We start from the raw sequence: 21,801 nt of genomic DNA on the forward strand, positions 1-21,801 counted from the left end.
CGCGCTGTTTGTTTCACGCGCCAGATGAACGGCACTGCAACATGAAAGTCCATCGCCCTTTCGGATCGCTACTTTCGCGCCCGCCACCACGGATCGATGGTGGTTCCCAGAAGAGGCACCGTCTCCGGTCGCTGAAGGCGGGAATCGTGGGCAAGCCATTGATCGCCCACATAAAACAGCGGCACCACGTAGAATCCTGACAGCAGCGCCCTGTCGAGACCCCGCACGGCCGCGACGAAGTCCTCCCGGCTGGTGGCCCGCAGCAGGGCGTCGATCATGGCGTCGACGGCCGGCGAGGCAGCGCCTGCGTAGTTGAGGGAGCCCTGGCGGCCGGCCGCAGCTGACGCCCATCGGTTGCGCTGCTCGTTACCGGGGGAGGCGGTGGCGGACCAGGACGATTGCACCATGTCGAAATCGAAAGTCGACAGGCGTCGCCAGTATTGCACGTCGTCGACGAGGCGGACCTTGGCCTGAACGCCGATCCGGGTGAGGGATTCGGCGAAATTGAGGGCGAGGCGCTCCTGCTGGCGGGAATTGACCAGCAGTTCGAACACGAATGGCTGCCCCGTCTCCCGGTGTCGCAACACCCGTCCGTCGAGAGCCCAGCCGGCCTCTGCCAGCAAGGCGAGGGCGTCGCGGGCGGAGCGCCGGTCGCGCCCTGACCCATCGGAGGCGGGCGGCTTCCACCGTCCCGCGAAAATGGCCGGGTTCAGGTCCTGCGCGAACGGAGCGAGCAGGGCGCGTTCCTCGGGGGTCGGCGGCCGGCCGGCAGACGACAGGTCGGAGCCGGCGAAATAGCTGTCGGACCGGGTCAGGAGCCCGAAATACAGGTTGCGGTTGACCCAGTCGAAATCGAACAGATAGCCCAGAGCCTCCCGCACGCGCACATCGGCGAACTGGGCGCGCCGCGTGTTGAAAACGAAGCCGCTCATGCCCTTGGGTGCGCGGATCGGGAGCGTCTCCCGCACGATGCGCCCGTCGCGGACGGCGGGAAAATCGTACCCGGTAGCCCACCGGCTGGCGTCCCCTTCGAGCCGGAAATCATAAAGTCCCGTCTTGAAAGCCTCGAACAACGTATTGGCGTCACGATAGAAATCGTAACGGATCTGGTCGAAGTTATAGAGCCCTCGGGTGATCGGCAGATCCTCGCCCCAATAGTCGCTGCGGCGGGTCAGGACGACGCGTTCGCCGGGCTTGACCTCGCTCAGCCGGTAGGGACCGGACCCGATGGGCGCGGTGAGGCTTGTCTTGGAAAAGGCCTCCGCATCGGTCGCATGGGCGGCAAAGATCGGCATCGTGGCGATGATGAGGGGAAGCTCCCAATCGCCCGTGCCCGAAAGGTCGAAACGGATGCGATGCGGTGACAGGATTTCCACCGCCTTCACCTGGCCGAAGGTGGAGCGGTGGAAAGGTTTCCCGTCCTTCTTCAAGGCTTCAAACGTGAACCTCACATCCTCGGTGGTGAGCGGGTGGCCGTCGGAGAATCGCGCGCGGGGGTCGAGGTTGAAGATGATCTCGCTGCGGTCCTCCGGCATCTCCACGGATTCGGCCACCAGCCCATAGACCGAGAAGGGCTCGTCCAGCGACCGGATCATCATGCTTTGCAGGACGTAGCGCGGCACCACGTCCGGGGCGACGCCCAGCACGATGAGGGGATTGAGGCTGTCGAAGGAGCCCTGAAGCGCCAGAACGATTCGGCCCCCACGGGGCGCATCCGGGTTCACGTAAGAGAGAGGCTGCGCGTTCGGGCCCATGGCCGGTTCGCCGTGCATCGCGATCCCGCGCCGAATCGGCTCGGCCGCGGCGGCAGATCCACAGGCACCCAGAAGCAGCATGCCGAAGAGGCAATTCCTGAACCCCCGGAGGCTGTTGCGCGCTGGCGCTCGGGCGGCTGGCGAGGAGGGCGACCACCCCTGGATAGTGTAAAGAAAGTTGCTCCGCATGACTGGAAACCTAACCCCCGAAAGGTTAAAGGAGCGCAACACGTCATGTCTTCGCCTTAATCGGCAAAGATTCACCGTCCTTGAAGGTTACGAACCGCGCCGAGTCATACGGCACTCACAAAAAGCCGACCTTGCGCAAAAGCCGACCTTTCGCAAAAGCCGACCTTTCGATTGAAGAGGATCCACGACATGTCATTCGCGACCCGCCTCGCGAGCCTGGGGGGCACCCGGGGCCTGGCCACGGCTCTCGCCCTTACGCTAGCCGCTTCGCCGGTCCTGGCACAGACCACGCCCGCGGCACCGCGCCCGGCGGCTCCTGCGCCCGCGACGCCTCGCCCTGCCGCACCGCCGGCCGCCGGCGCTCCTGCGGCTCCCAACGCCGCCGCGCAGGGCACTGGCCCCATGGTGGTGCAGGTCAAGGCCGAACCCTCCCAGCCGGAATGGACCAAGGTCTGCGGCAAGGATCAGGGCACCAACAACGAGATCTGCTACACCACCCGCGACTTCGTGTCGGACCAGGGCCAGCCGGTTCTGGCCGTCGCTCTATACGACGTGAAGGGCGGCCCGCAGGCCCAGAAGATCGTCCGCTTCCTGATGCCGCTTGGCCTGCTCCTGCAGCCGGGCATCCGCTTCACGGTCGATCAGGGCCAGCCGACCGCTGGCCGCTACGCGGTTTGCTTCCCCAACGGCTGCTTCGCCGAAGCACCGGTCAAGGACGATTTCATCGCGGCGCTGAAGAAGGGCGCGAACCTCAATGTGAGCGTCCAGAACCAGGGCGGTCGTGAAGTGACCTTCGCGGTCCCGGCCGCTGGCTTCGCCAAGGCCTTCGACGGCCCGGCCATCGATCCGAAGGTGCTCGAAGAGCAGCAGAAGAAGCTGCAGGAAGAGCTCGAGAAGAAGAGCGAAGAGCTTCGCAAGCAGCTCGGCGCAGGTGCCGCTCCCGCAGCGCCCGGCGCTCCGGCTGCTCCGGCAACGCCCGCTCCGAAGCCCTGATCGGACGTTCGACGAAACACAAAAAACGCCGGGCCTCGCGCCCGGCGTTTTTTATGGGGACCGCCCCGGCTTCCTAGTGGGCGAAAGTCGGCTTCGCCCGGTAGACCCCGCTTTCGTCGCGCACGAACAGGTCGGCGATCAGAGCGTTACGGAGCGGTTCGCGCGACGTGTCGGGCAACAAATTCTGTTCCGACACATAGGCGACGTATTCGGTATCGGCGTTTTCGGCGAACAGATGGTAGAAGGGTTGCTCCTTGTGCGGCCGGATATTCTCCGGGATCGCCAGCCACCATTCTTCAGTATTGTCGAATTCGGGGTCCACATCGAAAATCAGGCCACGGAAATCGAACAATCTGTGTTTCACCACCTGGCCGATCGCGAATCTCGCTGAACTAGCCTTCATTGGTCTTGACTCCTTGACCCGCATATAGAGGCAGCCCACTCAACCGCAAACCTGCTTTGCCTCACGTTATGGCGAGGGCGTTAACGAACCGCACAAGCCTTGGCGGCCCCTTGGGCCTTCCGGACCGGTCATGCGCCCTTACGACGCAAGGCCTGCAAACGCGGAACGGGGGACGGGCGCCAACCGGGATTGTGGTACGCGCGGAAACTCGTCAGAAGAATGCCGTCACCCCCGTCGCGCGGAGCCGCCGATGTCCGATTTAATCGGGCTTTTCAATCTGCTAGCCCCCTTTTTCGGCCTCATCGGACTCGGATTCTTCTGCGGCAAGGTCGTGAAGCAGCCGGAGGCCGGGCTCGCGTGGATGCAGTTCTTCCTGATCTACGTCGCCCTGCCGTGCCTGTTCTTCCGCCTCATCGCCGACAAGCCCCTGGACGAGTTGGCAAACTGGCCCTTCATCGCGGGAACCACACTGGCGACGTTCCTTGTCTTCGTGTCGGCCTTCACGATCGGCTGGCGGCAGACACGCGACCTGCCCCAGGCGGTGATGCAGGGGGTGGCGGGGTCCTATTCAAACATCGGCTATATGGGTCCGCCCCTGGTGCTCGGTGCCATCGGGATCGCGGCCAGCGCGCCGGTGGTGCTGATCTTCGTGTTCGACAATCTGCTCCTGTTCTCACTCGTGCCGCTCCTGATGTCAGTGGCCGGGGTCGAGCGCCTGAGCGTCGGGGCGACGATCCGCAGGATCGCCTGGCGGATCGTGACCCACCCCTTCAACGTGGCAACGGCCTTGGGCATTGCGGCGAGCTACTTTCACCTGCGCCTGCCGCAGGCCGCCGATCAGATGGTCAATTGGCTCTCCGGCGCTGCCGCACCCTGTGCCCTGTTCATCCTGGGCGTGACGGTCGCCATGCGCCCGCTCTGGCGGATTCCCGACGGGGTGCCGGCTCTCGCGGCGATCAAGCTCATCCTGCACCCGCTTCTGGTCTGGGTGCTGCTGTCCGCCATCGGCGATTTCGGTGCGGTCTGGACCTATGCGGCCATCACCATGGCGGCGCTGCCGCCGGCGCTGAACATCTTCGTGGTGGCAACCCAGTACGATGTCGGCGTCGAGCGCGCCTCCGCCTGCGTGCTGATCGGCACGATTGCGTCTGTCGCCACCCTGACGGCGGTTCTCTACGTCATCCGGATCGGAAGCCTGCCCTACGACCTGTTTCCGTAGGTCTACACCGCCGCCTGCATGAGCCGCGGCGTCCCCATCCGCGGCAGCACGCCTTCCCGCATCACGGCACGTCGGAGGGGGCCGATGGTGGCAAGGCCGAGAAGGCCTGCCCCGCGCATGAAATCTAGCGGGAGGTAGCCACTGAGAAGGGTCCGGTTGAGCCCGTCCACCGCGGCAGTCCGCAGGCGGACGTCGATGTCACGGCCGCGCTGATACCGACGCAGCGCGTTCGAGGAGCCGGGATCTTCGCCCTCGTCGCCGGCATCGATCACTGCGTCTCTCAGGGCCGCAACGTCGCGCAGGCCGAGATTCAGTCCCTGCGCCCCGATGGGCGGGAAAACGTGGGCCGCCTCGCCGACGAGGGCCAGCCGTGCAGCGGTGAAGCGGTCAACCGCCATTCCGGTCATGGGAAACGATCCGCGCGGCCCGTCGATTCGCATCGCGCCGAGAACCGATTGGGCCTGCCGCTCGATCCGTAAGGCCAGGGCCGCGTCGTGGAGGGCCGAGAGTTCCGACGCGTGCTCTGGGCTCGTCACCCACACGAGGCTCGACCGGTGTCCGGGCAGGGGAACGAGGGTGAAGGGTCCGTGACGGGTGTGAAATTCCGTCGACGTCTCCCGATGGGGCCGGACATGGGCGAGGATCGCGGTGACGGCCGTCTGCGGGTAGGACCACGTGCGGCCTTCGATCCCGGCCTCCTCGCGCAGACGCGAGCGTCGCCCGTCGGCAGCCACGATCAGCTTCCCGGCAATCGACCCGCCGTCCCCCAACGTCACATGGGCAAGTTCGCTGTCGCCGGAGTGGGAACTGGCCTGACCGTCGATGAGGGTCAGGCCCTCGCGCGACCGCGCGGCCTCCGCCAGGATTTCCACGAAGTCCGCGTTCTCGATATTGAAACCGAAGGCGGGAAGGTCGATCTCGGAGGCCCTGAAGGCCACCGGCGGCGGCCGAAAGAGGCTTCCCGTATCGTCGATGATCCGCATCGTCTCGAGGGGCGCGGCGTGATTGGCGATGGCGGGCCAAAGCCCCAGCGCTTCCAAGAAACGGACCGATCCGTTGAGCAGGGCCACCGTGCGACCATCGCGAGGCGAATCGAGGGGGCCGATGAGGGCGGTCCGATAACCATCGCGGGCAAAGGCGAGACCGGCCGCAAGTCCTGCCGCGCCTGCGCCGACGATCACAATCTCGAAGTGTCGATCCGACATGCTGCCCTCTCTCTCAGGCACGCCCAGCATTCGATCAAGGGGTGCTTGCCAACGCACCATAATCGATGCATTCGCCATTGCCGATGAGTGTGCCTGATCCCTATGATCGCATCGTCGCGCGATGTCGATGCCGGATCTGGCGCAAGCATCGCGTTCAATACAGCCGTCAACATCCTCCCGCAAAAGCCGTCTTTCACCTTTTCAGTCAGAGTTTCAGTGCGTGAAGGAAGACCTTTCAACAGCGACACGGCCCCTCGTCGAACTGCGCGGGATCAGCAAGCGTTACGGTGACCTTCTGGCCAATGACGGCATCGACATTGCCATCCGGCCAGGGGAAATCCATGCCTTGCTGGGCGAGAACGGGGCAGGCAAATCGACCCTCGTCAAGATCATGTACGGCGTGGTGGAACCGACCGCGGGCGAGATCCTGTGGGAGGGGCGACCCGTCGCCATCGCGTCGCCGGTGCAGGCGCGGGACCTCGGCATCGGCATGGTGTTCCAGCACTTTTCCCTGTTCGACGAACTGACCGTCGCTGAAAACATCGCGGTGGCTCTGTCGGACACCTGGACCCTGTCGGCGGTGCGCGCCAAGCTCGGCGACATCTCCCGCAATTACGGACTGGCGCTGGAAGCCGACCGGGCGGTCTGGACCCTGTCGGCCGGCGAGCGGCAGCGCATCGAGATCGTCCGCTGCCTGCTGCAGGAGCCGCGCCTTCTCATTCTCGACGAGCCGACATCGGTGCTGACGCCGCAGGAGGCCGAGCATCTGTTCGTGACCCTCGACAAGCTGTCGGCGGAGGGCGTGTCGATCCTCTACATTTCCCACAAGCTGGAAGAGGTGAGGCGGCTCTGCCAGACTGCCACGATCCTGCGCGCCGGCAAGGTGGTGGCCTCGATCGACCCGCGCCAGCGCAGCGCCCGCGAGATCGCGGCCCTGATGGTCGGCGCGGAGGTCGGCGATGTCCGCAGTACCGCGCCGCATGTGCCCAAGGGCGAGATGCTCCAGGTGAACAGCCTGTCGCTGCCGGCCGATTCCGTGCACGGACTTGCGCTGAAGGATATCGATCTGGTGGCCCGCGCCGGAGAGGTGGTGGGGATTGCGGGCGTTGCCGGTAACGGACAGAGCGAGCTGTTTGCTGCCCTTTCCGGCGAGCGTGTCGCCGCGAGCAACGCCGCCATCGTCATCGCGGGCCGCCCGTGCGGCCTTGCCGGCATCGATGCAAGGCGGCGGCTGGGGGCGGCCTTCGTGCCAGAGGAGCGGCTCGGCCACGCCGCCGCACCCACCCACAGCCTCAGTGAAAACACCTTGATTTCGCACGCGGCCGCCGAGGTCAGTCGGTCCGGCTTCATCCTCCTGCGGGCCGCGCGCCGGTTCGCCCGGTCGATCATCGAAAGCTTCGACGTGCGCATGTCGGGGCCGGATCCGCAGGCGCGCAAGCTGTCGGGCGGCAACCTGCAAAAATTCGTCATCGGCCGGGAGATGATCCGCCGTCCCGCGGTTCTGGTGGTCGACCAGCCCACCTGGGGCGTCGATGCGGGCGCGGCGCGGCTCATCCGCCAGGCCATCGTCGATCTGGCAACCGCAGGCAGCGCCGTCATCGTCATCAGCCAGGACCTCGACGAACTGTTCGAGATCGCCGACCGCATGTCCGTCATCCACCAGGGGCATCTGAGCCCCCTCAAGCCGATCTCGGCCTGGACGCGGGAAAGCGTCGGCCTGGAAATGCTGGGCGTGGCCGGATCGTCCCACGAGGCTGCCCATGCGCATTGAATTGTCTCCCCGCGCGTCGGTCTCACCGATCTGGCGCGCCATTGCGCCGGTGCTTGCCTTCGTGACCGCGTTCCTGATCGCCGGCTTCGTCATCTGGCTGATGGGCCGATCGCCGATCGCGGCGTTTCAGGTCTACGTCAGCCAGCCCTTGAGCGACCCGTGGGCGCTGCAGGAAATTCTCGTCAAGGCGACGCCGCTCGCGCTCATTGCCATCGGCCTGTCCTACTGCTTCCGCGCCAATCTGTGGAATATCGGCGCCGAAGGCCAGTATGTGATCGGCGCGGTGGTTGGCAGCTGGATCGCGCTCAAGACTCACGGCACCGATGCGGGGGCCTGGGTGCTGCCGGCGATGCTGGCGGCCGGCATTCTCGGCGGCGCGCTCTATGGCCTGATCCCGGCCTTTCTCAAAACGCGGTTCGGCGTCAACGAAATCCTGACGAGCCTGATGCTCGTCTACATCGCCCAACTCGTCCTCGATTATCTGGTGCGCGGACCGTGGCGCGACCCGAAGGGTTTCAACTTTCCGCAATCCGTGACCTTCGATCCGGCAGCGACCCTGCCGCCGATCTTCGACGCCGGGCGGGTGCATTATGGGGCGGTGTTTGCGGCCGTTGCGGTTCTCGTCACCGCCGTGGTCCTCGGCCGCACCCTGTTCGGCTATCGGCTGCGCCTCACCGGCGATGCCCCGCGCGCCGCGCGCTTTGCCGGGTTCAGCGCCAAGACCACCACGCTGGCGGTCTTTGCCATCTCGGGCGGCCTTGCGGGGCTCGCGGGGATTTCCGAGGTCGCGGGCCAGATCGGCCAGTTGCAGCCCTCCATCTCGCCCGGCTACGGGTTTACGGCCATCACGGTGGCCTATCTCGGCCGGCTCAATCCCATTGGAATTCTCGTTGCCGCGCTGGTGGTCTCGCTGACCTTCATCGGCGGGGAGAGCGCGCAGATCATGCTCAAGCTGCCGCTCGATCTCACGCAGGCGTTCCAGGGCATCCTGCTGCTGTGCGTGCTTGCCGCCGACGCGCTGGTGAGCAACCGTGTCCGTATCGTCAGCCGGGGAGGCGTCCGATGACCACCTTTGAGGCCATCCTGCTCACCATCGTCACGGCCTCCACGCCGCTCCTGATCGCTTCGCTCGGGGAACTGGTGGCGGAGCGCTCCGGCGTTCTCAACCTCGGCGTCGAGGGCATGATGGCGATGGGCGCGGCCTGCAGCTTTGCTGCTGCCGTCACCTTCAACTCGACCGCCATCGGGGTCGGGGCCGGTGTTCTGGCGGGAGCCGTCATGGCGGCTTTGTTCGCGCTGGTGGTGCTGGGCTTTGCCGCCAACCAGGTGGGTTCGGGGCTGGCGGTGACGATTTTCGGGCTGGGTCTGTCCGGGCTTATCGGAGCCCCCTTCGTCGGCGCGCGGCGCGATCCGGTAGCCCCCCTTCATCTTCCGGGCCTCACGGATCTGCCGGTGATCGGCCGCCTCTTTTTTGGGCAGGACCTGTTCGTCTATGGGTCGCTGGTGCTCACACTCGCGGTCGCGCTCTATCTCAACCGGACCCGCGCCGGGCTGATCCTGCGCTCCATCGGCGAGAACCATGCCTCGGCCCACGGCCTCGGGCTGCCGGTTCTGAAGACGCGGTTTCTCGCGATCCTGTTCGGCGGCGCCTGCGCGGGTCTGGCGGGAGCCTATCTGTCCCTTGTCTACACACGCTTCTGGTCCCCCGGCATGACCGCCGGGCGCGGCTGGATCGCGCTGGCGCTCGTCGTCTTTGCGGCCTGGCGTCCGAAATGGGTGCTCATCGGGGCTTACGTGTTCGGGGCCGCGACGGTGCTGCAGCTCCACGCCCAGGCCGCGCAATTCGGTGTGCCGTCGCAATTGCTGTCGGCCGTGCCGTATCTCGCCACGATCCTGGCGCTCCTTCTTCTGTCGCTGCGACACGGCCGGGCGATCGGCACGCCCGGCTCGCTGGGTGTGCCGTTCGTGCCTGACCGATAGGCACAGCGGTGCTATTGTCATCACTGCGCAATGTTGCGGCAAGACCCGCGACCTGCGAGAAATAACGCCACTGTCGAATCCTAGGGAAGCAAGCATGTCGTCACGAACCCTTATTGGCGCCCTGGTGGGAGCGGCCGCTCTCGCATTCTCAGCTGGCGGCGCGGACGCCCAGCAGAAGCTGAAAGTCGGCTTCATCTATGTGGGCCCGGTGGGCGACCACGGCTGGAGCTACCAGCACGATGTGGGCCGCAAGGCGATCGAGAAGGCCTTCGGCGACAATGTCGAGACGACCTACGTGGAAAGCGTGCCGGAAGCGGATTCCGAACGGGCGATCGAACAACTCGCCCGTACGGGCCATGGGCTGATCTTCACCACGTCCTTCGGCTTCATGGAGCCGACCCTGAAGGTCGCCAAGAAGTACCCCAACATCAAATTCGAACACGCGACCGGTTTCAAACGGGCACCGAACCTGTCCACCTATGCGGCCAAGTTCCACGAAGGCCGCTACGTCATTGGCCAGATCGCCGGCAAGATGACCAAGAGCGGCACCATCGGCTATGTGGGCGCTTTCCCGATCCCCGAAGTCGTGGCCGGCATCAACTCGTATTTTCTCGGCGCGCAGTCGGTCAATCCGGGCGTCAAGCTGAAGGTGGTGTGGGCCAATTCCTGGTACGACCCTGCCAAGGAAGCCGATGCCGGCAAGGCCCTCCTCGATCAGGGTGTCGATGTCCTCGCCCAGCACACCGACAGCCCGGCCCCGCTCCAGGCGGCCGAGGCCCGTGGCAAGTTCGGTTTCGGACAGGCCTCCGACATGGAGCGCTTTGCCCCCAAGGCCCAGCTGACGGCGATCGTCGACAACTGGTCGGATTACTACGTGGCCCGCACGAAGGCGGTTCTCGACGGCACCTGGAAGTCGGAAGATCTCTGGGGCGGGTTCGACAAGGGCATGGTCGTCATGTCGCCGTTCAAGAACATGCCGGACGACGTGAAGAAGCTCGCCGAGGAAACCGAAGCCGCGATCAAGGCCGGCACCCTCAACCCGTTCAAGTGCCCCATCGTCAAGCAGGACGGGACCACGGTTGAGTGCAAGGGCAACGGCGCCCTGTCGGACGAGCAGGTGCTTGGCATGAACTTCTACGTGAAGGGCATCGATGACAAGCTGCCGCAATAAGCGGCCCGAAAGCTATTCCACCGGCGGCGGATAGAGATGTTCGCCGCCGCGATGATCCGTAATGGCATAGCGGCCGTCTGCGGTCGGTGTGACCCGGGAGGCGGCGAGTTCCGCCTTGCCGTGGCCGCCCGGCAGATCGAGAATGTAGGTCGGCTGGCAGAGCCCGGAGATCCGGCCGCGCAGGCCCGCCACCAAAGCCTGTCCTTCCGCAATCGAAAGCCGGAAATGGCCGGTGCCCGGCGCAAGGTCCGGATGGTGGAGATAATACGGCTTGATCCGCGTCTCGACGAAGGCGCGCATGAGATCCGCCAGCACGTCCGGATCGTCATTGACGCCGCGCAACAGCACCGACTGGCTCACCATCACGATTCCCGCATCCACCAGACGCGCACAGGCTGCGCGCGCCTGTGCGGTGAGTTCGCGCGGATGATTGGCGTGGAGCGCCACATAGGTGGTCTTGCCGCTCGCCTTGAGGGCATCGACGAGGTCTAGATCCACATGATCGGGATCGACCACCGGGACCCGTGTGTGAAACCGGACGATTTTCACATGGTCGATGGCGCGCAGCCGCCGCATGATCTCCGCGATCCGGCGCGGCGACAGCACCAGCGGGTCGCCGCCCGTCAGGATCACCTCCCAGATCTCGGAATGGGCTGCGATATAGGCGAAAGCCGCCTCCATGGCGTCGGGTGACAGGGTTCCCAAGCCTTGCGGCCCGACCATCTCGCGCCGGAAGCAGAAGCGGCAATAGACCGGGCACACATGCACGGCCTTCAGCAGCACGCGATCCGGATAGCGGTGGACGATCCCTTCGACGGGGCTGTGGGCGAAATCGCCGATCGGGTCGGGACGCTCATCGAGGGTGCTGATCAATTCATCGAGCTGGGGCACGAATTGCCGGGCGATCGGGTCGTGCGGGTCCGACGGGTCGATCAGCGCCGCCATGGCCGGGCTGATCGCCACCGCGTAGCGCTCGGCGACGCGGTCAATCGCGCTTTCACGCTCCGGTGCGACAAGTCCCGCCGCAACCATCGCAGCGCCGTTTCGCAGGGTTGGGGCGTTCATCGGCGGGTCTCCGCCACGGGCGCCCAGAGCACCTGCTCGATGCGGGATGCGCCGGTGGCGAGCATGACCAGCCGGTCGAAGCCCAACGCGATGCCGGAGGCCTCCGGCATGTGGGCGAGCGCTGCGAGGAAATCGTCGTCGACGGGATAGCGTTCGCCGTAGACGCGCATCTTCTCATCCATCTCGACGGCAAACCGCCGGGCCTGTTCCACAGGGTCCGTCAGTTCCCCGAAGGCGTTGGCGAGCTCGACGCCGCAGGCGTAAAGCTCGAAGCGTTCCGCGACGCGCGGATCATGGACCGTCGGCCGGGCAAGCGCTGCCTCGATGACCGGGTATTCGTCGAGAATAGTCGCCCGCCCGATACCGAGCCGCGGCTCGATCCGCTCGACGATGACCCGGCTGAAGAGGTCCGACCAGGTGTCGTCCGAGGCGACGCGCAGGCCAGCCGCGACGAGGGCAGCCGCAAGCCGGGGCGCGTCCGTCTGCCTGCCGTCAGGCGAGAGGCTCGCGAGAAGATCGATGCCGGCATAACGGTCGAAGGCCTCGGTGACGGAGAGCCGCTCCGGCTCGAGGAACGGGTCGGCCTGCCGATCCCGGAACGACAGTATCGGCCGTCCCGCGCTCTCGGCGGCGAGCGCCAGCAGCTTTCCGCAATCCTGCATGAGGACCGCGTAGGGCTCGCCGGCCCGGTACCATTCCAGCATCGTGAATTCCGGATGGTGGAGCGGTCCACGCTCGCGGTTGCGGTACACATGCGAAAAGCAGTTCAGGCGGGCTTCGCCTGCTGCGAGAAGCTTCTTGCAGGCGAATTCCGGAGAGGTATGGAGATAAAGCGGCGTCCGCCCTCCATCGGGGGCGATGGCCTCGGTGGCGAAGGCATGCAGATGCGCCTCGTTGCCGGGCGAGACCTGAAGCGTGGCCGTATCGACCTCGACAAAGTCGGCTCCCGCGAAAAACCCCCGGAACGCCTGCTGGATGCGGTTTCGCCCGAGCAGGAAGGGCCGCCGGTCCTGATGGACATGCGGCTGCCACCACGGCGACGCGGCAGGGCTGGGGAGGGGCGGTGACAGGGTCGAATTCACGATCACGTTCAGGTTTTGGCCGCTCAGGCTGGCGATTTGTCTGGAGATAGGCTAGTGCGGCGGTGAAACAGTTTTCCGGTGTCTCCGGGGCGAAAACCGCGGCCCGCCGACATCCCCCCTATCTGTCACAAGGAATGCTTGCCGTGAAGGTCATCGCCTCTACGCTCCGCAAAGGCAACGTCGTCGAAGTCGACGGCAGGCTCTATGTGGTGCTCACCGCCCAGAACATCCATCCCGGCAAGGGGACGCCTGTCACCCAGCTCGACATGCGCCGCATATCCGACGGCGTGAAGGTGTCCGAGCGCTATCGCACCACCGAGCAGGTCGAGCGCGCCTTCGTGGAAGACCGCGAGCACACGTTTCTCTACGGCGACGGCGAGGGCTACCATTTCATGAACCCTGAGAACTTCGATCAGGTCATGGTCCCGGTGGATATCGTCGGCGACATGAAGGCTTATCTGCAGGAGGGCATGGCCGTCATGCTCTCGACCCACAATGGCGTGCCGATCTCGCTCGAGCTTCCCGCCCGCGTGACGCTCGAGATCATGGAGACGGAGCCGGTCGTCAAGGGCCAGACGGCCTCCTCGTCCTACAAGCCCGCCATCCTGTCGAACGGCCTGCGGACCCTTGTGCCCGGCCATATCGTGCCCGGAACCCGGGTAGTGATCATGACCGAGGACTGCTCCTACGTGGAACGTGCCAAGGACTGAGCCTTTCCGGTTGGAGACGATCAGGAACGCGGCCTTCGAGCCGCGTTTTTTTATGGCGTTTTGGGGCGGGCCGGGGTGGCGGGCCGCGTGGCCGGTGCGGCGGGGGTTGCCGCAGCCTCCGGGGCGGGGGCAGGCGGGACCGGCGAGGACTGGCCGAGATTGATGGCGATGCCAAAGAGCCGCCAGCGGCCGGCGACGGACGCGAAGACGAGATCGAAATTCACCTGCACGGGAACGGACGGAAAGAAGCCTGCCATCCGCATGAAGCCGTTGCCGTTGACCTCCGGCAGGCGGGTCAATTGGGGTTCAAGGACCGCGACTCCCGAAAGATCCACGTTCTGATTGCGCAGATTGGCAAAGATCTCCGACAGCTTGGCGGAGGAATTGCCCTGCTGGAAACCCGGTGAGCCCAGCTCCCGCAGAACACTGTAATTGCCCGTCTCGTTGGCCTGCTGGACGGCGAGCAGCGTCGAGCGGACGAGGATCAGGACGCCGTTCCGGTCCATCTGCAACGGCTTGAACTGCTCCGCGGCCTTCTGGGCCTCCGTCTGGGCGGGGGGCTGGGCCGGCGCCTGGCTTTGCGCGGAAATCGGCAAGAGGGCGAAGGACAGCGCCACAAGGGCGCCGCCCCGTGTCAGGATGGGCAACTCTAGAACTCGCCCGCGAGGCCGACGCGCACCCCGTGGCTGTTGTCACCCGCATAGGCGTAGCCTGCCGTTATGGCCAGCGGCATCTGCGTGTCGAACCGGTGAGCCAGCGATCCGCCGAAGGCGTATTCGCCCTTGAAGCTCGCGCCGTTCATCGACCAGCTGGTGCGGCCGGGGGCGGATGGCATCGAGGCCGTCGTCATGGCCATGGCGGCCGCCACACCCTGGCGGGCTTCGCGACGGGACTCGTAGGAGAAGCGGGTCAGGTTCGCGAGGCCGGTCTCGAGGTTGCCCACGCGACCGTCAAGCGCCGCGATGCTGGTGAAGTCGAAATCCGAGACGCCGAGATTGCCGGCCTGGTCGGCCGTGACGAGGCGGGTCGTCCCGGTCTGGGCGGACCGGCTGGCGGCGGAGTTGATGCCGGCGAGCGTGTAGGTGCTGGCCGCGGTGCCGACGGCGACCTGATTGGTCCGCGTCGTTGCAGCACCCGCGCCGACAGCGGTCGAGCCCGCAAAAGCTGCCCGCGATCCCTGCCCGAGCGCCGTCGCCGCGGTGGCGGTGGCCTGCGCGTCCTGGCCGATGGCGGTGGAGTTGACGGCGGACGCCACGGAATTGCCGCCGAACGCGGAGGCGTTGTTGCCGGTGGCCGCAGCCTGGAAGCCAACGGCCGTCGTCGGGTCGGCAGTGGCCCGGGCGCCTGCACCGATGGCGGTCGCCCCTTCAAAGGTGGCCTGCGCGTTCGTGCCGACCGCAAGGCTGTTGGCGCCGGATGCGCGGCTGCCGTAGCCTGCTGCCAGCGCATCCGCGCCGGTTGCAGCAGGTGCCGCGAATCCGCTCGTGTTGTTGCCCACGATGGGCATGTTGACGGTCAGGCCCGATAAAGCTGCGTTGAGCTGGCTGAGGTTGACCGCGTCGGTGGCAGCGATGCCGTTGGCAACGCCGCTCAGCACGCGCGCACCGTCCGTGCCGGTGAAGTCGACGGAGGTTCCGCCGAAGGTGCTGGCGACCGTGATGGCGTTCGTGAGGGTATCGCGCTGGACGAGGCCGACCGTGCCGTTATTCACGTTGGTGGTGAGGTTCGTGATGCTCGTCTCGGTGGCGGTGACCCGGTTGTTGGTGGCAAAGAGCTGGTTGCCGGTCACGGCCTCCTGGCTGCCAAGGGCGATCGCTCCGTCGCGCACGCCGGTGAGGGTGCGGGTGCCGTCCGTGCCGGTGAAGTCGACCACGGTCCCGTCGGTGGCGTTGCCGACGGTGATGGGAGCCGCGACCCCGTTCTGCTGCACGATGCCGATGGTGCCGTTGCTCAGGCCGACGACCTGGTCGTAGAGCACGATCGTCGCGCCGGCGTTGAAGCCGACGAAGAGGGAGAGCGTCTCGAGCTGGTTCATGTTGACCGCGTCGGTGCCGTCGACGCCGGCCGCGACATTCACCACGCGACGGCGATTGGTCGTATTGCCCACCGAGACGGTGTCTGCCTCATCGGCGACCGAATTGTAGCCGATGGCGACCGCATTGGTTCCGGTGAAGTCGACCGTTGCTCCGTTGCCGATGGCTGAACTGTTCACTCCGAACGCGTTGGCGCCCGAGCCGCAGGCAAGGGCGTTCGGGCCAGTAAAGCCACTGATTGAGCCGTAAGTGTCTTGACAGTTGAACGCTTGCGAGCGGGCAGGGGTTGCGAAACTCGCGAAGGCGAGAAGGGCGAGGGAAGGCGGCACCAGCATCCCGGCGACGGCGCCGTAGGAGGACTTCAGAGAACGATGCCGCATTTTTACTCACCCCAGATCAAATTACGGAATCCGGTATAAGGGTGGGACGATGCCTTGTGCAACGGACATTCCGTAAGGTGACTCGCTCCATCGCATTGACTTTACGATAGTGGCTTTGGTGCAATAGTCCGTGCGCTGGATTGGACCGCGGAGCGGCGCGTTGCTAAGCCCTGGGGCTGCCATGAGGATCACGTCCATGCCTGTCGCTGCCCTGCCTCACATCAACCCGCTCGTCAGCGATGTGGGAACCCCGCCTATTCCACAGGCGCAGGCATGGCTCGCCCGTTACGACGGCAGCCGAGGCCCGGCCATCAACCTATCGCAGGCTGTCCCCGGCACAGCGCCTCACCCGGAGATGCTGGCTCGCCTTGCCGACAGCGCGGGCTCGCCTGTGTCCGCCACCTACGGTCTGATCAGCGGCGACGAGGCCCTTCGCAGCGCCTACGCGGCGGATCTGTCGCGGCTGTACGAGGGCGCCATCGAGAGCCGCGACGTCGCTGTGACGGCGGGCTGCAACATGGCGTTCTTTGCCACCATGATGCTGCTCGCCCGGCACGGTGACACCGTGCTCCTGCCGTCGCCATGGTACTTCAACCATCAGATGACCCTCGACATGCTCGGCGTCGAGGCCCGCCCTCTGCCATGCCGCGCCGAGGACGGTTTTGTGCCGCGGGTCGCGGACGCTGCGGCGCTGATCGACCACAAGGTCCGGGCGATCGTGCTCGTCACGCCGAATAATCCAACCGGCGCCGTCTATCCCGATCACGTCATCGAAAGCTTCGCAAATCTGTGCCGCGAAAAGGGAATTTATCTCGTCATCGATGAGACATACCGGGATTTCCTGCCGTCCGGCATGAACCGCGCCCACGGGCTCTTTGCCACCGAGTCGTGGCGGTCGAGCGTCATTCAGCTCTACTCGTTCTCCAAATCCTACGCGATTCCGGGCCACCGGGCCGGCGCCATCACGGCCGATCACCACCTCATCGCCCAGGTGGGCAAGGTTCTGGATTGTCTCCAGATCTGCGCGCCGCGCCCGGCCCAGGCCGTGCTTCCGTGGGCGATCGAAGGCCTGCGTTCCTGGCGCGACGCCAACCGGACCGACATCAACCGCCGCGCCGAGGTTTTCCGAGAGGCGCTCGCGCCGCTGCCGGAATGGCGGATCGATTCGGTAGGGGCCTACTTCGCCTATCTGACGCACCCCTTTGCCGGTCGCAGCGCCCAGGACGTGGCCGAGAAGCTTGCCACCGAGCGTGGCGTCCTTGTTCTTCCCGGCAGCTATTTCGGCCCAGATCAGGAGCGTCAGGTGAGGGTGGCGTTCGCCAATGTGGGCGCGGATGTCCTTGCCGGATTGACTGACCGTCTGCGAGGCTACTCCGTCTGAGCCTGGGACGTGCGGCACAATCCAACCGGCTGCCCTTGGCGAAGCCGGGGCGGGCGGGTACTCTGCGGTCAACAGTGGCGTCGGAAGCCGATGCCAAGGATGACGTTTTGACGAAGTATGACGCGATTGCCGAGTCCCAGAAGGCCCGGTCGGGGGCGGGGCCCGAGCGGGATTCGCGCTGGGCCGAACCGGAGCAGCCCTCTCTCAGGCCCGAACCGAAACGTGCCGGACGAGGCTATGCTGCGCTCGACCTCGGCACCAACAATTGCCGCCTGCTGATCGCTGAACCGGCCCATTTCGGGTTCCGCGTCACCGACGCTTTTTCGCGGATCGTCCGGCTGGGCGAAGGCCTCGGCCATGGCAACGAACTGGGCCAGGACGCGATCGATCGGACCATCGAGGCCCTGCGCGTCTGTCGCGACAAGATGGCCGCGAAGGACGTGGCGCGGGCGCGTCTCGTGGCGACCGAGGCCTGTCGTCTGGCGACCAACGGCCCGGCCTTCGTGGAGCGTGTGCGCGAAGAATTGGGGCTGACGCTGGAAATTCTCGACCGCAAGACCGAGGCCTATCTGGCTGTCACAGGCTGCGCATCCCTGGTCGATCACGACGCCGATTCGGTGGTGGTGTTCGATATCGGCGGCGGCTCGACGGAAATCGCCTGGCTCGACGGGCCCGCTACCAACATGCTGGTCGATCCCTGCAAGCGGATCCGCGCCTGGGATTCGCTTCCCGTCGGAGTGGTGACCCTGGCTGAACGGCATGGCGGCGTCCATGTGACCCGCGAGAGCTTCCGCGGCATGGTCGAGGAGGTGACCGACCTCCTGATGAACTTCAACCTCGCGGCCTCCACCTCGAGCGAGGGTGCGAATTTCCACCTGCTTGGCACGTCGGGAACGGTCACGACCGTCGGGGGCATTCATCTCGGCCTGCCACGCTACGATCGGCGCCGGGTCGATGGCCTGTGGATGCAGAGCGCGGAGATCTCGGCGGTGCTCGAACGGCTGCTGAGTTGCGACTATCACGAGCGGGCGGCCAATCCCTGCATCGGCCGGGATCGCGCCGACCTCGTGCTCGCCGGTTGCGCCATCCTGGAAGCCATCCGGCTGGCGTTTCCGTCGGAAAGGCTGCGCATTGCCGATCGCGGCCTGCGCGAAGGAATATTGATGAACATGATGCGTCACGACGGGGTCTGGCGGCAGGAGGCCTACCGATGACCGACAGCAAGGCGGGATCGGGCAGCGCGAGCAAACCCGGCTCGGGCGTGCGCAACATGAAGCAGCGCGTCAAGACGGCCAACAAGCGGTCGCTGTCCTCGAAGATTTGGCTCGAGCGCCAGCTCAATGACCCCTATGTGGCCCGCGCCAAGCGTGAGGGCTATCGCTCGCGGGCTGCTTTCAAGCTTTTGGAGATCGACGAGAAATACAACCTGCTGAAACCCGGCCAGCGGGTGGTCGACCTCGGCGCCGCCCCGGGCGGCTGGTCGCAGATCGCCGCCCGCAAGGTCGGCGCCAAGGGCAGGGTGGTGGGCATCGATCTCCTGCACATCGACCCGATGCCGGGCGTGGAATTCATCGAGCTCGACTTCCTCGACGAGGGCGCGCCGGCGCAGTTGATGGAATTGCTCGGCGGCCCGGCCGACGTGGTGATGTCGGACATGGCGGCCAACACCACCGGCCACAAGAAAACCGACCACCTGCGCATCATGGGCCTCGCGGAGGCAGCGATTTTCTTTGCCCGCGAAGTTCTGGCGCCGGGCGGAAGTTTCGTCGCGAAGGTCTTTCAGGGCGGCACCGAAGGACAGCTGCTGACCGACCTCAAGCGCGATTTTTCCGTCGTTCGCCACGTGAAGCCCGCCGCCAGCCGGTCCGATTCGGCGGAACTCTACGTGATGGCCACCGGTTTCAGAGGCACGGCCGGGAACGCCCAGCCGGACTATTAGAGGCTTTTCCCGACGCCCGCGGACAGGCCGCAGGGTCGGGTCTCGGGGCCTGGAGGCGCTCGCCGACAAGCGGAATTTTCCGCCGACCAAGGACATACGCCATGGCTCCGCATCGCATCGGCATCATCGGGTTTGGCAAAATCGCGCAGGATCAGCATCTGCCGGCGATCCGCGCCAATCCTGATTTCGAGCTGCTCGCGGTGTCGAGCCAACGCGGCCTGTCGCCTGAGGACGCCAAATACACGTTCACCGATTACCGTGAGATGCTGAAGCTGCCGGATCTCGATGCGGTCGCAATCTGCACGCCGCCGCAGGTCCGCCACGACATCGCCAAGCAGGCGTTGCTCGCTGGCAAGAGCGCGCTGCTGGAGAAGCCCCCCGCCGCGACCTTGAGCGAACTGGAAGACCTGAAGGGGATTGCCGGAAAGGCGAACAAGACCCTCTTCACCGCCTGGCATGCCCAGCACAATGCGGGGGTCACAGCGGCCGCCAAGGCCTTGGCCGGGCAGTCCATCAAACGCCTGAGGATCACCTGGAAGGAGGATGTGCGGCACTGGCATCCGGGACAGGAATGGATCTGGCAGGCGGGCGGCTTCGGCGTGTTCGACCCGGGCATCAATGCCCTGTCGATCCTCAGCCGCATCGCCCCTGACCCGATCTTCGTGCGGCAGGCGACACTGGAATTTCCGAGCAACCGCGATGCGCCGATCGCCGCCGCGTTGACCTTTTCGTCGTCTCGCGCGGACGCGGACCTCCAGGCCGTGTTCGACTGGCGGGAGACCGGAACGCAGATCTGGGACATCGAAATCGAGACGGTGGCGGGTACGCGTCTTCTGCTGACGAAGGGCGGAAGTTGCCTTGAGATCGACGGCAAGGTTGTCCTCGACGAGGCCTCGGCGGAGTATGAGGGTGTCTACCGGCAATTCGACGCCCTTCTGTCAAAAGGTCAGTCCGAAGTCGACGACATCCCGTTCCGGCTCGTGGCCGACGCGTTCATGATCGGCCGCCGGTTAAGCGTCGATCCCTTCACGGACGCGACACCCCCCAAGGCAGGGTAGTCCAGGGATTTGCCGCATCGCGAAAGGAAACGAGATGGCGAAGAACACGATTTGCGTCTGGTACGACAAGGACGCCGAGGCCGCTGCCCGCTTTTACGCCGAGACGTTTCCCGACAGCTTCGTGACAGCAATCCACCGGGCGCCCGGTGACTACCCGTCGGGCAAGGCGGGCGACGTGCTCACCGTCGAGTTCACGGTGGCGGGTGTCGCCTGCCTCGGCCTCAACGGCGGTCCAGCCATCACGCACACCGAGGCCTTTTCGTTCCAGATCGCCACCGACGATCAGGCCGAGACCGATCTTTATTGGAACGCCATCGTGGGCAATGGCGGCCAGGAAAGCGCGTGCGGCTGGTGCAAGGACCGGTGGGGCATTTCCTGGCAGATCACGCCGCGGGTGCTCACCGAGGGTATTGCGGCCGGCGGCGATGAAGCCAAGCGCGCCTTTGAAGCCATGATGACCATGACGAAAATCGACGTCGCGGCCATCCAGGCGGCACGGCGCGGCTGACCGACCCACCCCCCTTTAACGAAAAAAGGGCCGCCGGCGGCGGCCCTCGTCGTCAGGCAAGTTGCTTCTTCAGGCAAGTTGCTTCTTCAGGAACGCGACCGTCCGGCTCCAGGCCAGATCCGAGGCCGTCTTGTCGAAACGGGCGGCGTTCGTGTCGTTGTTGAAGGCGTGGTCCACGCCCTCGTAGACGAAGATCTCGTAGGTCTTGCCGCCCTGTTTCAGCGCTGCCTCGTAGGCGGGAATGCCCGCATTGATGCGCTGGTCGAGGCCGCCATAATGCAGCATCATGGCCGCCTTGATCTTGGGCACATCTTCGGCCTTGGGCTGTCCGCCGTAATAGGCGATGCCGGCCGCGAGGTCGGGCTCCGCCACGGCCAGCGCGTTGACCGCGCCGCCACCCCAGCAGAAGCCCATCGCCCCGACCTTGCCGTTGCTGTCCGGCAATCCCTTGAGATAAGCCACGGCCGCGCGGCCATAGGCCAGCACGTCGGGCTGCTTCAATGTCCCGATCATGTCGCGGCCCTTATCCTCGTCGGCAGGCGTGCCGCCCATCGGACTGAGGTAATCGAGCCCCAGCGCCAGGAATCCCTCGGCCGCCATGTGGCGGGTGACGTCCTTGATGTGCGGATTGAGACCGCGGTTTTCGTGAATGACGATGACGGCGGGCAGTTTGCCGCCGGTTTTCGGCTTGACGAGATAGCCCTTGAGGCCCGGCGCGCCGGGGATGTCGACCATCTCGGCAACGATGCGCGGGTCGGTCTCGGCGATGGTCTGGGCCTGCGCGTAGTTGTTCTGCAGCATCGGCAGCAGGGCGGTCGCTGCGGCGGTGGAGCCTGCCAGCGAAGCAAGCCGGTCGATGAAGGTGCGGCGGTTCATGCCGCCATGGGTGAAGTCGTCGTAGAGGTCGATGATGCGTCTATCCATGGGGGCTCTTTCTGCATTGCCAGCCCACAAGATAGG

Annotated in this window: 20 protein-coding genes; 12 read left to right on the top strand and 8 right to left on the bottom strand. The window is 65.6% G+C overall.

The features are described 5' to 3' along the window. Positions 1 to 68 precede the first annotated feature (68 nt). A complete protein-coding gene (locus J4G32_RS10205; RefSeq protein WP_210489866.1) occupies positions 69 to 1,835 on the bottom strand; it encodes an extracellular solute-binding protein in 1,767 nt (588 codons plus the stop codon). 297 nt (positions 1,836 to 2,132) lie between these two features. On the opposite strand from J4G32_RS10205, the gene J4G32_RS10210 reads away from it, so the two are divergent. After that, positions 2,133 to 2,936: an invasion associated locus B family protein gene (locus tag J4G32_RS10210; protein WP_210489876.1), complete on the top strand. Its 804-nt coding sequence runs from the start codon at positions 2,133 to 2,135 to the stop codon at positions 2,934 to 2,936. A 73-nt stretch (positions 2,937 to 3,009) separates the two neighbouring features. Here the strand turns inward: J4G32_RS10210 and hspQ are convergent, their stop codons facing one another. Continuing rightward, entirely contained in the window at positions 3,010 to 3,339 is a 330-nt protein-coding gene (gene hspQ / locus J4G32_RS10215; RefSeq protein WP_210489903.1) for a heat shock protein HspQ, read from the bottom strand. Between the two features lie 250 nt (positions 3,340 to 3,589). Between hspQ and J4G32_RS10220 the strand changes: the two genes are divergently transcribed. Further along, entirely contained in the window at positions 3,590 to 4,558 is a 969-nt protein-coding gene (locus J4G32_RS10220; protein WP_210489914.1) for an AEC family transporter, read from the top strand. Between the two features lie 2 nt (positions 4,559 to 4,560). Here J4G32_RS10220 and J4G32_RS10225 read toward each other — a convergent pair whose 3' ends face one another. Further along, complete coding sequence (locus J4G32_RS10225; RefSeq protein WP_210489922.1) at positions 4,561 to 5,763, bottom strand: UbiH/UbiF family hydroxylase; 1,203 nt, start codon at positions 5,761 to 5,763, stop codon at positions 4,561 to 4,563. A gap of 220 nt (positions 5,764 to 5,983) precedes the next feature. Between J4G32_RS10225 and J4G32_RS10230 the strand changes: the two genes are divergently transcribed. The 4 genes from J4G32_RS10230 to J4G32_RS10245 all read left to right on the top strand — a co-directional run bounded on the left by J4G32_RS10230 (position 5,984) and on the right by J4G32_RS10245 (position 10,685). Beyond that, positions 5,984 to 7,534 carry an ABC transporter ATP-binding protein gene (locus tag J4G32_RS10230; RefSeq protein ID WP_343232629.1) on the top strand — a complete coding sequence of 517 codons (1,551 nt, stop codon included), beginning with the start codon at positions 5,984 to 5,986 and terminating at the stop codon, positions 7,532 to 7,534. Then, positions 7,524 to 8,600: an ABC transporter permease gene (locus J4G32_RS10235; protein WP_210489935.1), complete on the top strand. Its 1,077-nt coding sequence runs from the start codon at positions 7,524 to 7,526 to the stop codon at positions 8,598 to 8,600. Before J4G32_RS10230 ends, J4G32_RS10235 begins: the two co-directional genes overlap by 11 nt. Further along, positions 8,597 to 9,514 (top strand): ABC transporter permease, encoded by a 918-nt coding sequence (locus tag J4G32_RS10240; protein WP_210489939.1) that lies wholly within the window; start codon positions 8,597 to 8,599, stop codon positions 9,512 to 9,514. The genes J4G32_RS10235 and J4G32_RS10240 overlap by 4 nt, the downstream gene beginning before the upstream one ends. 94 nt (positions 9,515 to 9,608) lie before the next feature. Continuing rightward, positions 9,609 to 10,685, top strand: coding sequence for a BMP family ABC transporter substrate-binding protein (locus J4G32_RS10245; RefSeq protein WP_210489949.1), 1,077 nt, complete (start codon positions 9,609 to 9,611; stop codon positions 10,683 to 10,685). Positions 10,686 to 10,697: 12 nt separating this feature from the next. Here the strand turns inward: J4G32_RS10245 and J4G32_RS10250 are convergent, their stop codons facing one another. Next, on the bottom strand, positions 10,698 to 11,750 hold the full coding sequence (locus J4G32_RS10250) for a lysine-2,3-aminomutase-like protein (RefSeq protein ID WP_210489961.1): 1,053 nt from the start codon (positions 11,748 to 11,750) through the stop codon (positions 10,698 to 10,700). Continuing rightward, complete coding sequence (gene epmA / locus J4G32_RS10255) at positions 11,747 to 12,832, bottom strand: EF-P lysine aminoacylase EpmA (protein WP_343232630.1); 1,086 nt, start codon at positions 12,830 to 12,832, stop codon at positions 11,747 to 11,749. Before epmA ends, J4G32_RS10250 begins: the two co-directional genes overlap by 4 nt. Before the next feature lie 134 nt (positions 12,833 to 12,966). Between epmA and efp the strand changes: the two genes are divergently transcribed. Further along, positions 12,967 to 13,542: an elongation factor P gene (efp, locus tag J4G32_RS10260; protein WP_210491397.1), complete on the top strand. Its 576-nt coding sequence runs from the start codon at positions 12,967 to 12,969 to the stop codon at positions 13,540 to 13,542. 50 nt (positions 13,543 to 13,592) lie between these two features. Here efp and J4G32_RS10265 read toward each other — a convergent pair whose 3' ends face one another. Next, positions 13,593 to 14,189: a hypothetical protein gene (locus J4G32_RS10265; RefSeq protein ID WP_210489967.1), complete on the bottom strand. Its 597-nt coding sequence runs from the start codon at positions 14,187 to 14,189 to the stop codon at positions 13,593 to 13,595. A 2-nt stretch (positions 14,190 to 14,191) separates the two neighbouring features. Further along, positions 14,192 to 15,955, bottom strand: coding sequence for a hypothetical protein (locus J4G32_RS10270; protein ID WP_210489969.1), 1,764 nt, complete (start codon positions 15,953 to 15,955; stop codon positions 14,192 to 14,194). 196 nt (positions 15,956 to 16,151) lie between these two features. On the opposite strand from J4G32_RS10270, the gene J4G32_RS10275 reads away from it, so the two are divergent. The 5 genes from J4G32_RS10275 (at position 16,152) to J4G32_RS10295 (ending at position 20,841) form a co-directional block, all read left to right on the top strand. After that, a complete protein-coding gene (locus J4G32_RS10275) occupies positions 16,152 to 17,336 on the top strand; it encodes an aminotransferase (RefSeq protein ID WP_210489981.1) in 1,185 nt (394 codons plus the stop codon). A 107-nt stretch (positions 17,337 to 17,443) separates the two neighbouring features. Then, entirely contained in the window at positions 17,444 to 18,550 is a 1,107-nt protein-coding gene (locus J4G32_RS10280) for a Ppx/GppA phosphatase family protein (protein ID WP_246504941.1), read from the top strand. Further along, positions 18,547 to 19,275 carry an RlmE family RNA methyltransferase gene (locus J4G32_RS10285; RefSeq protein ID WP_210490004.1) on the top strand — a complete coding sequence of 243 codons (729 nt, stop codon included), beginning with the start codon at positions 18,547 to 18,549 and terminating at the stop codon, positions 19,273 to 19,275. The genes J4G32_RS10280 and J4G32_RS10285 overlap by 4 nt, the downstream gene beginning before the upstream one ends. A 101-nt stretch (positions 19,276 to 19,376) precedes the next feature. Then, positions 19,377 to 20,333 (top strand): Gfo/Idh/MocA family protein, encoded by a 957-nt coding sequence (locus tag J4G32_RS10290; RefSeq protein ID WP_210490007.1) that lies wholly within the window; start codon positions 19,377 to 19,379, stop codon positions 20,331 to 20,333. Between the two features lie 34 nt (positions 20,334 to 20,367). Beyond that, positions 20,368 to 20,841, top strand: a complete 474-nt coding sequence (locus J4G32_RS10295) for a VOC family protein (protein WP_210490018.1) — start codon at positions 20,368 to 20,370, stop codon at positions 20,839 to 20,841. 69 nt (positions 20,842 to 20,910) lie between these two features. On the opposite strand, the gene J4G32_RS10300 is transcribed toward J4G32_RS10295, so the two are convergent. Continuing rightward, positions 20,911 to 21,765 carry a dienelactone hydrolase family protein gene (locus J4G32_RS10300; RefSeq protein WP_210490026.1) on the bottom strand — a complete coding sequence of 285 codons (855 nt, stop codon included), beginning with the start codon at positions 21,763 to 21,765 and terminating at the stop codon, positions 20,911 to 20,913. Positions 21,766 to 21,801 lie beyond the last annotated feature (36 nt).

This window comes from Microvirga antarctica (genome assembly GCF_017921815.1).
GTDB lineage: Bacteria > Pseudomonadota > Alphaproteobacteria > Rhizobiales > Beijerinckiaceae > Microvirga > Microvirga antarctica.

Bases quoted from the DNA above. Each gene is read 5' to 3' on its own strand.
- J4G32_RS10205 (WP_210489866.1), bottom strand. From the start codon at position 1,835: ATGCTGCTTCTGGGTGCCTGTGGATCTGCCGCCGCGGCCGAGCCGATT.
- J4G32_RS10210 (WP_210489876.1), top strand. From the start codon at position 2,133: ATGTCATTCGCGACCCGCCTCGCGAGCCTGGGGGGCACCCGGGGCCTG.
- hspQ (WP_210489903.1), bottom strand. From the start codon at position 3,339: ATGAAGGCTAGTTCAGCGAGATTCGCGATCGGCCAGGTGGTGAAACAC.
- J4G32_RS10220 (WP_210489914.1), top strand. From the start codon at position 3,590: ATGTCCGATTTAATCGGGCTTTTCAATCTGCTAGCCCCCTTTTTCGGC.
- J4G32_RS10225 (WP_210489922.1), bottom strand. From the start codon at position 5,763: ATGTCGGATCGACACTTCGAGATTGTGATCGTCGGCGCAGGCGCGGCA.
- J4G32_RS10235 (WP_210489935.1), top strand. From the start codon at position 7,524: ATGCGCATTGAATTGTCTCCCCGCGCGTCGGTCTCACCGATCTGGCGC.
- J4G32_RS10240 (WP_210489939.1), top strand. From the start codon at position 8,597: ATGACCACCTTTGAGGCCATCCTGCTCACCATCGTCACGGCCTCCACG.
- J4G32_RS10245 (WP_210489949.1), top strand. From the start codon at position 9,609: ATGTCGTCACGAACCCTTATTGGCGCCCTGGTGGGAGCGGCCGCTCTC.
- J4G32_RS10250 (WP_210489961.1), bottom strand. From the start codon at position 11,750: ATGAACGCCCCAACCCTGCGAAACGGCGCTGCGATGGTTGCGGCGGGA.
- efp (WP_210491397.1), top strand. From the start codon at position 12,967: ATGCTTGCCGTGAAGGTCATCGCCTCTACGCTCCGCAAAGGCAACGTC.
- J4G32_RS10270 (WP_210489969.1), bottom strand. From the start codon at position 15,955: ATGCGGCATCGTTCTCTGAAGTCCTCCTACGGCGCCGTCGCCGGGATG.
- J4G32_RS10275 (WP_210489981.1), top strand. From the start codon at position 16,152: ATGCCTGTCGCTGCCCTGCCTCACATCAACCCGCTCGTCAGCGATGTG.
- J4G32_RS10285 (WP_210490004.1), top strand. From the start codon at position 18,547: ATGACCGACAGCAAGGCGGGATCGGGCAGCGCGAGCAAACCCGGCTCG.
- J4G32_RS10290 (WP_210490007.1), top strand. From the start codon at position 19,377: ATGGCTCCGCATCGCATCGGCATCATCGGGTTTGGCAAAATCGCGCAG.
- J4G32_RS10295 (WP_210490018.1), top strand. From the start codon at position 20,368: ATGGCGAAGAACACGATTTGCGTCTGGTACGACAAGGACGCCGAGGCC.
- J4G32_RS10300 (WP_210490026.1), bottom strand. From the start codon at position 21,765: ATGGATAGACGCATCATCGACCTCTACGACGACTTCACCCATGGCGGC.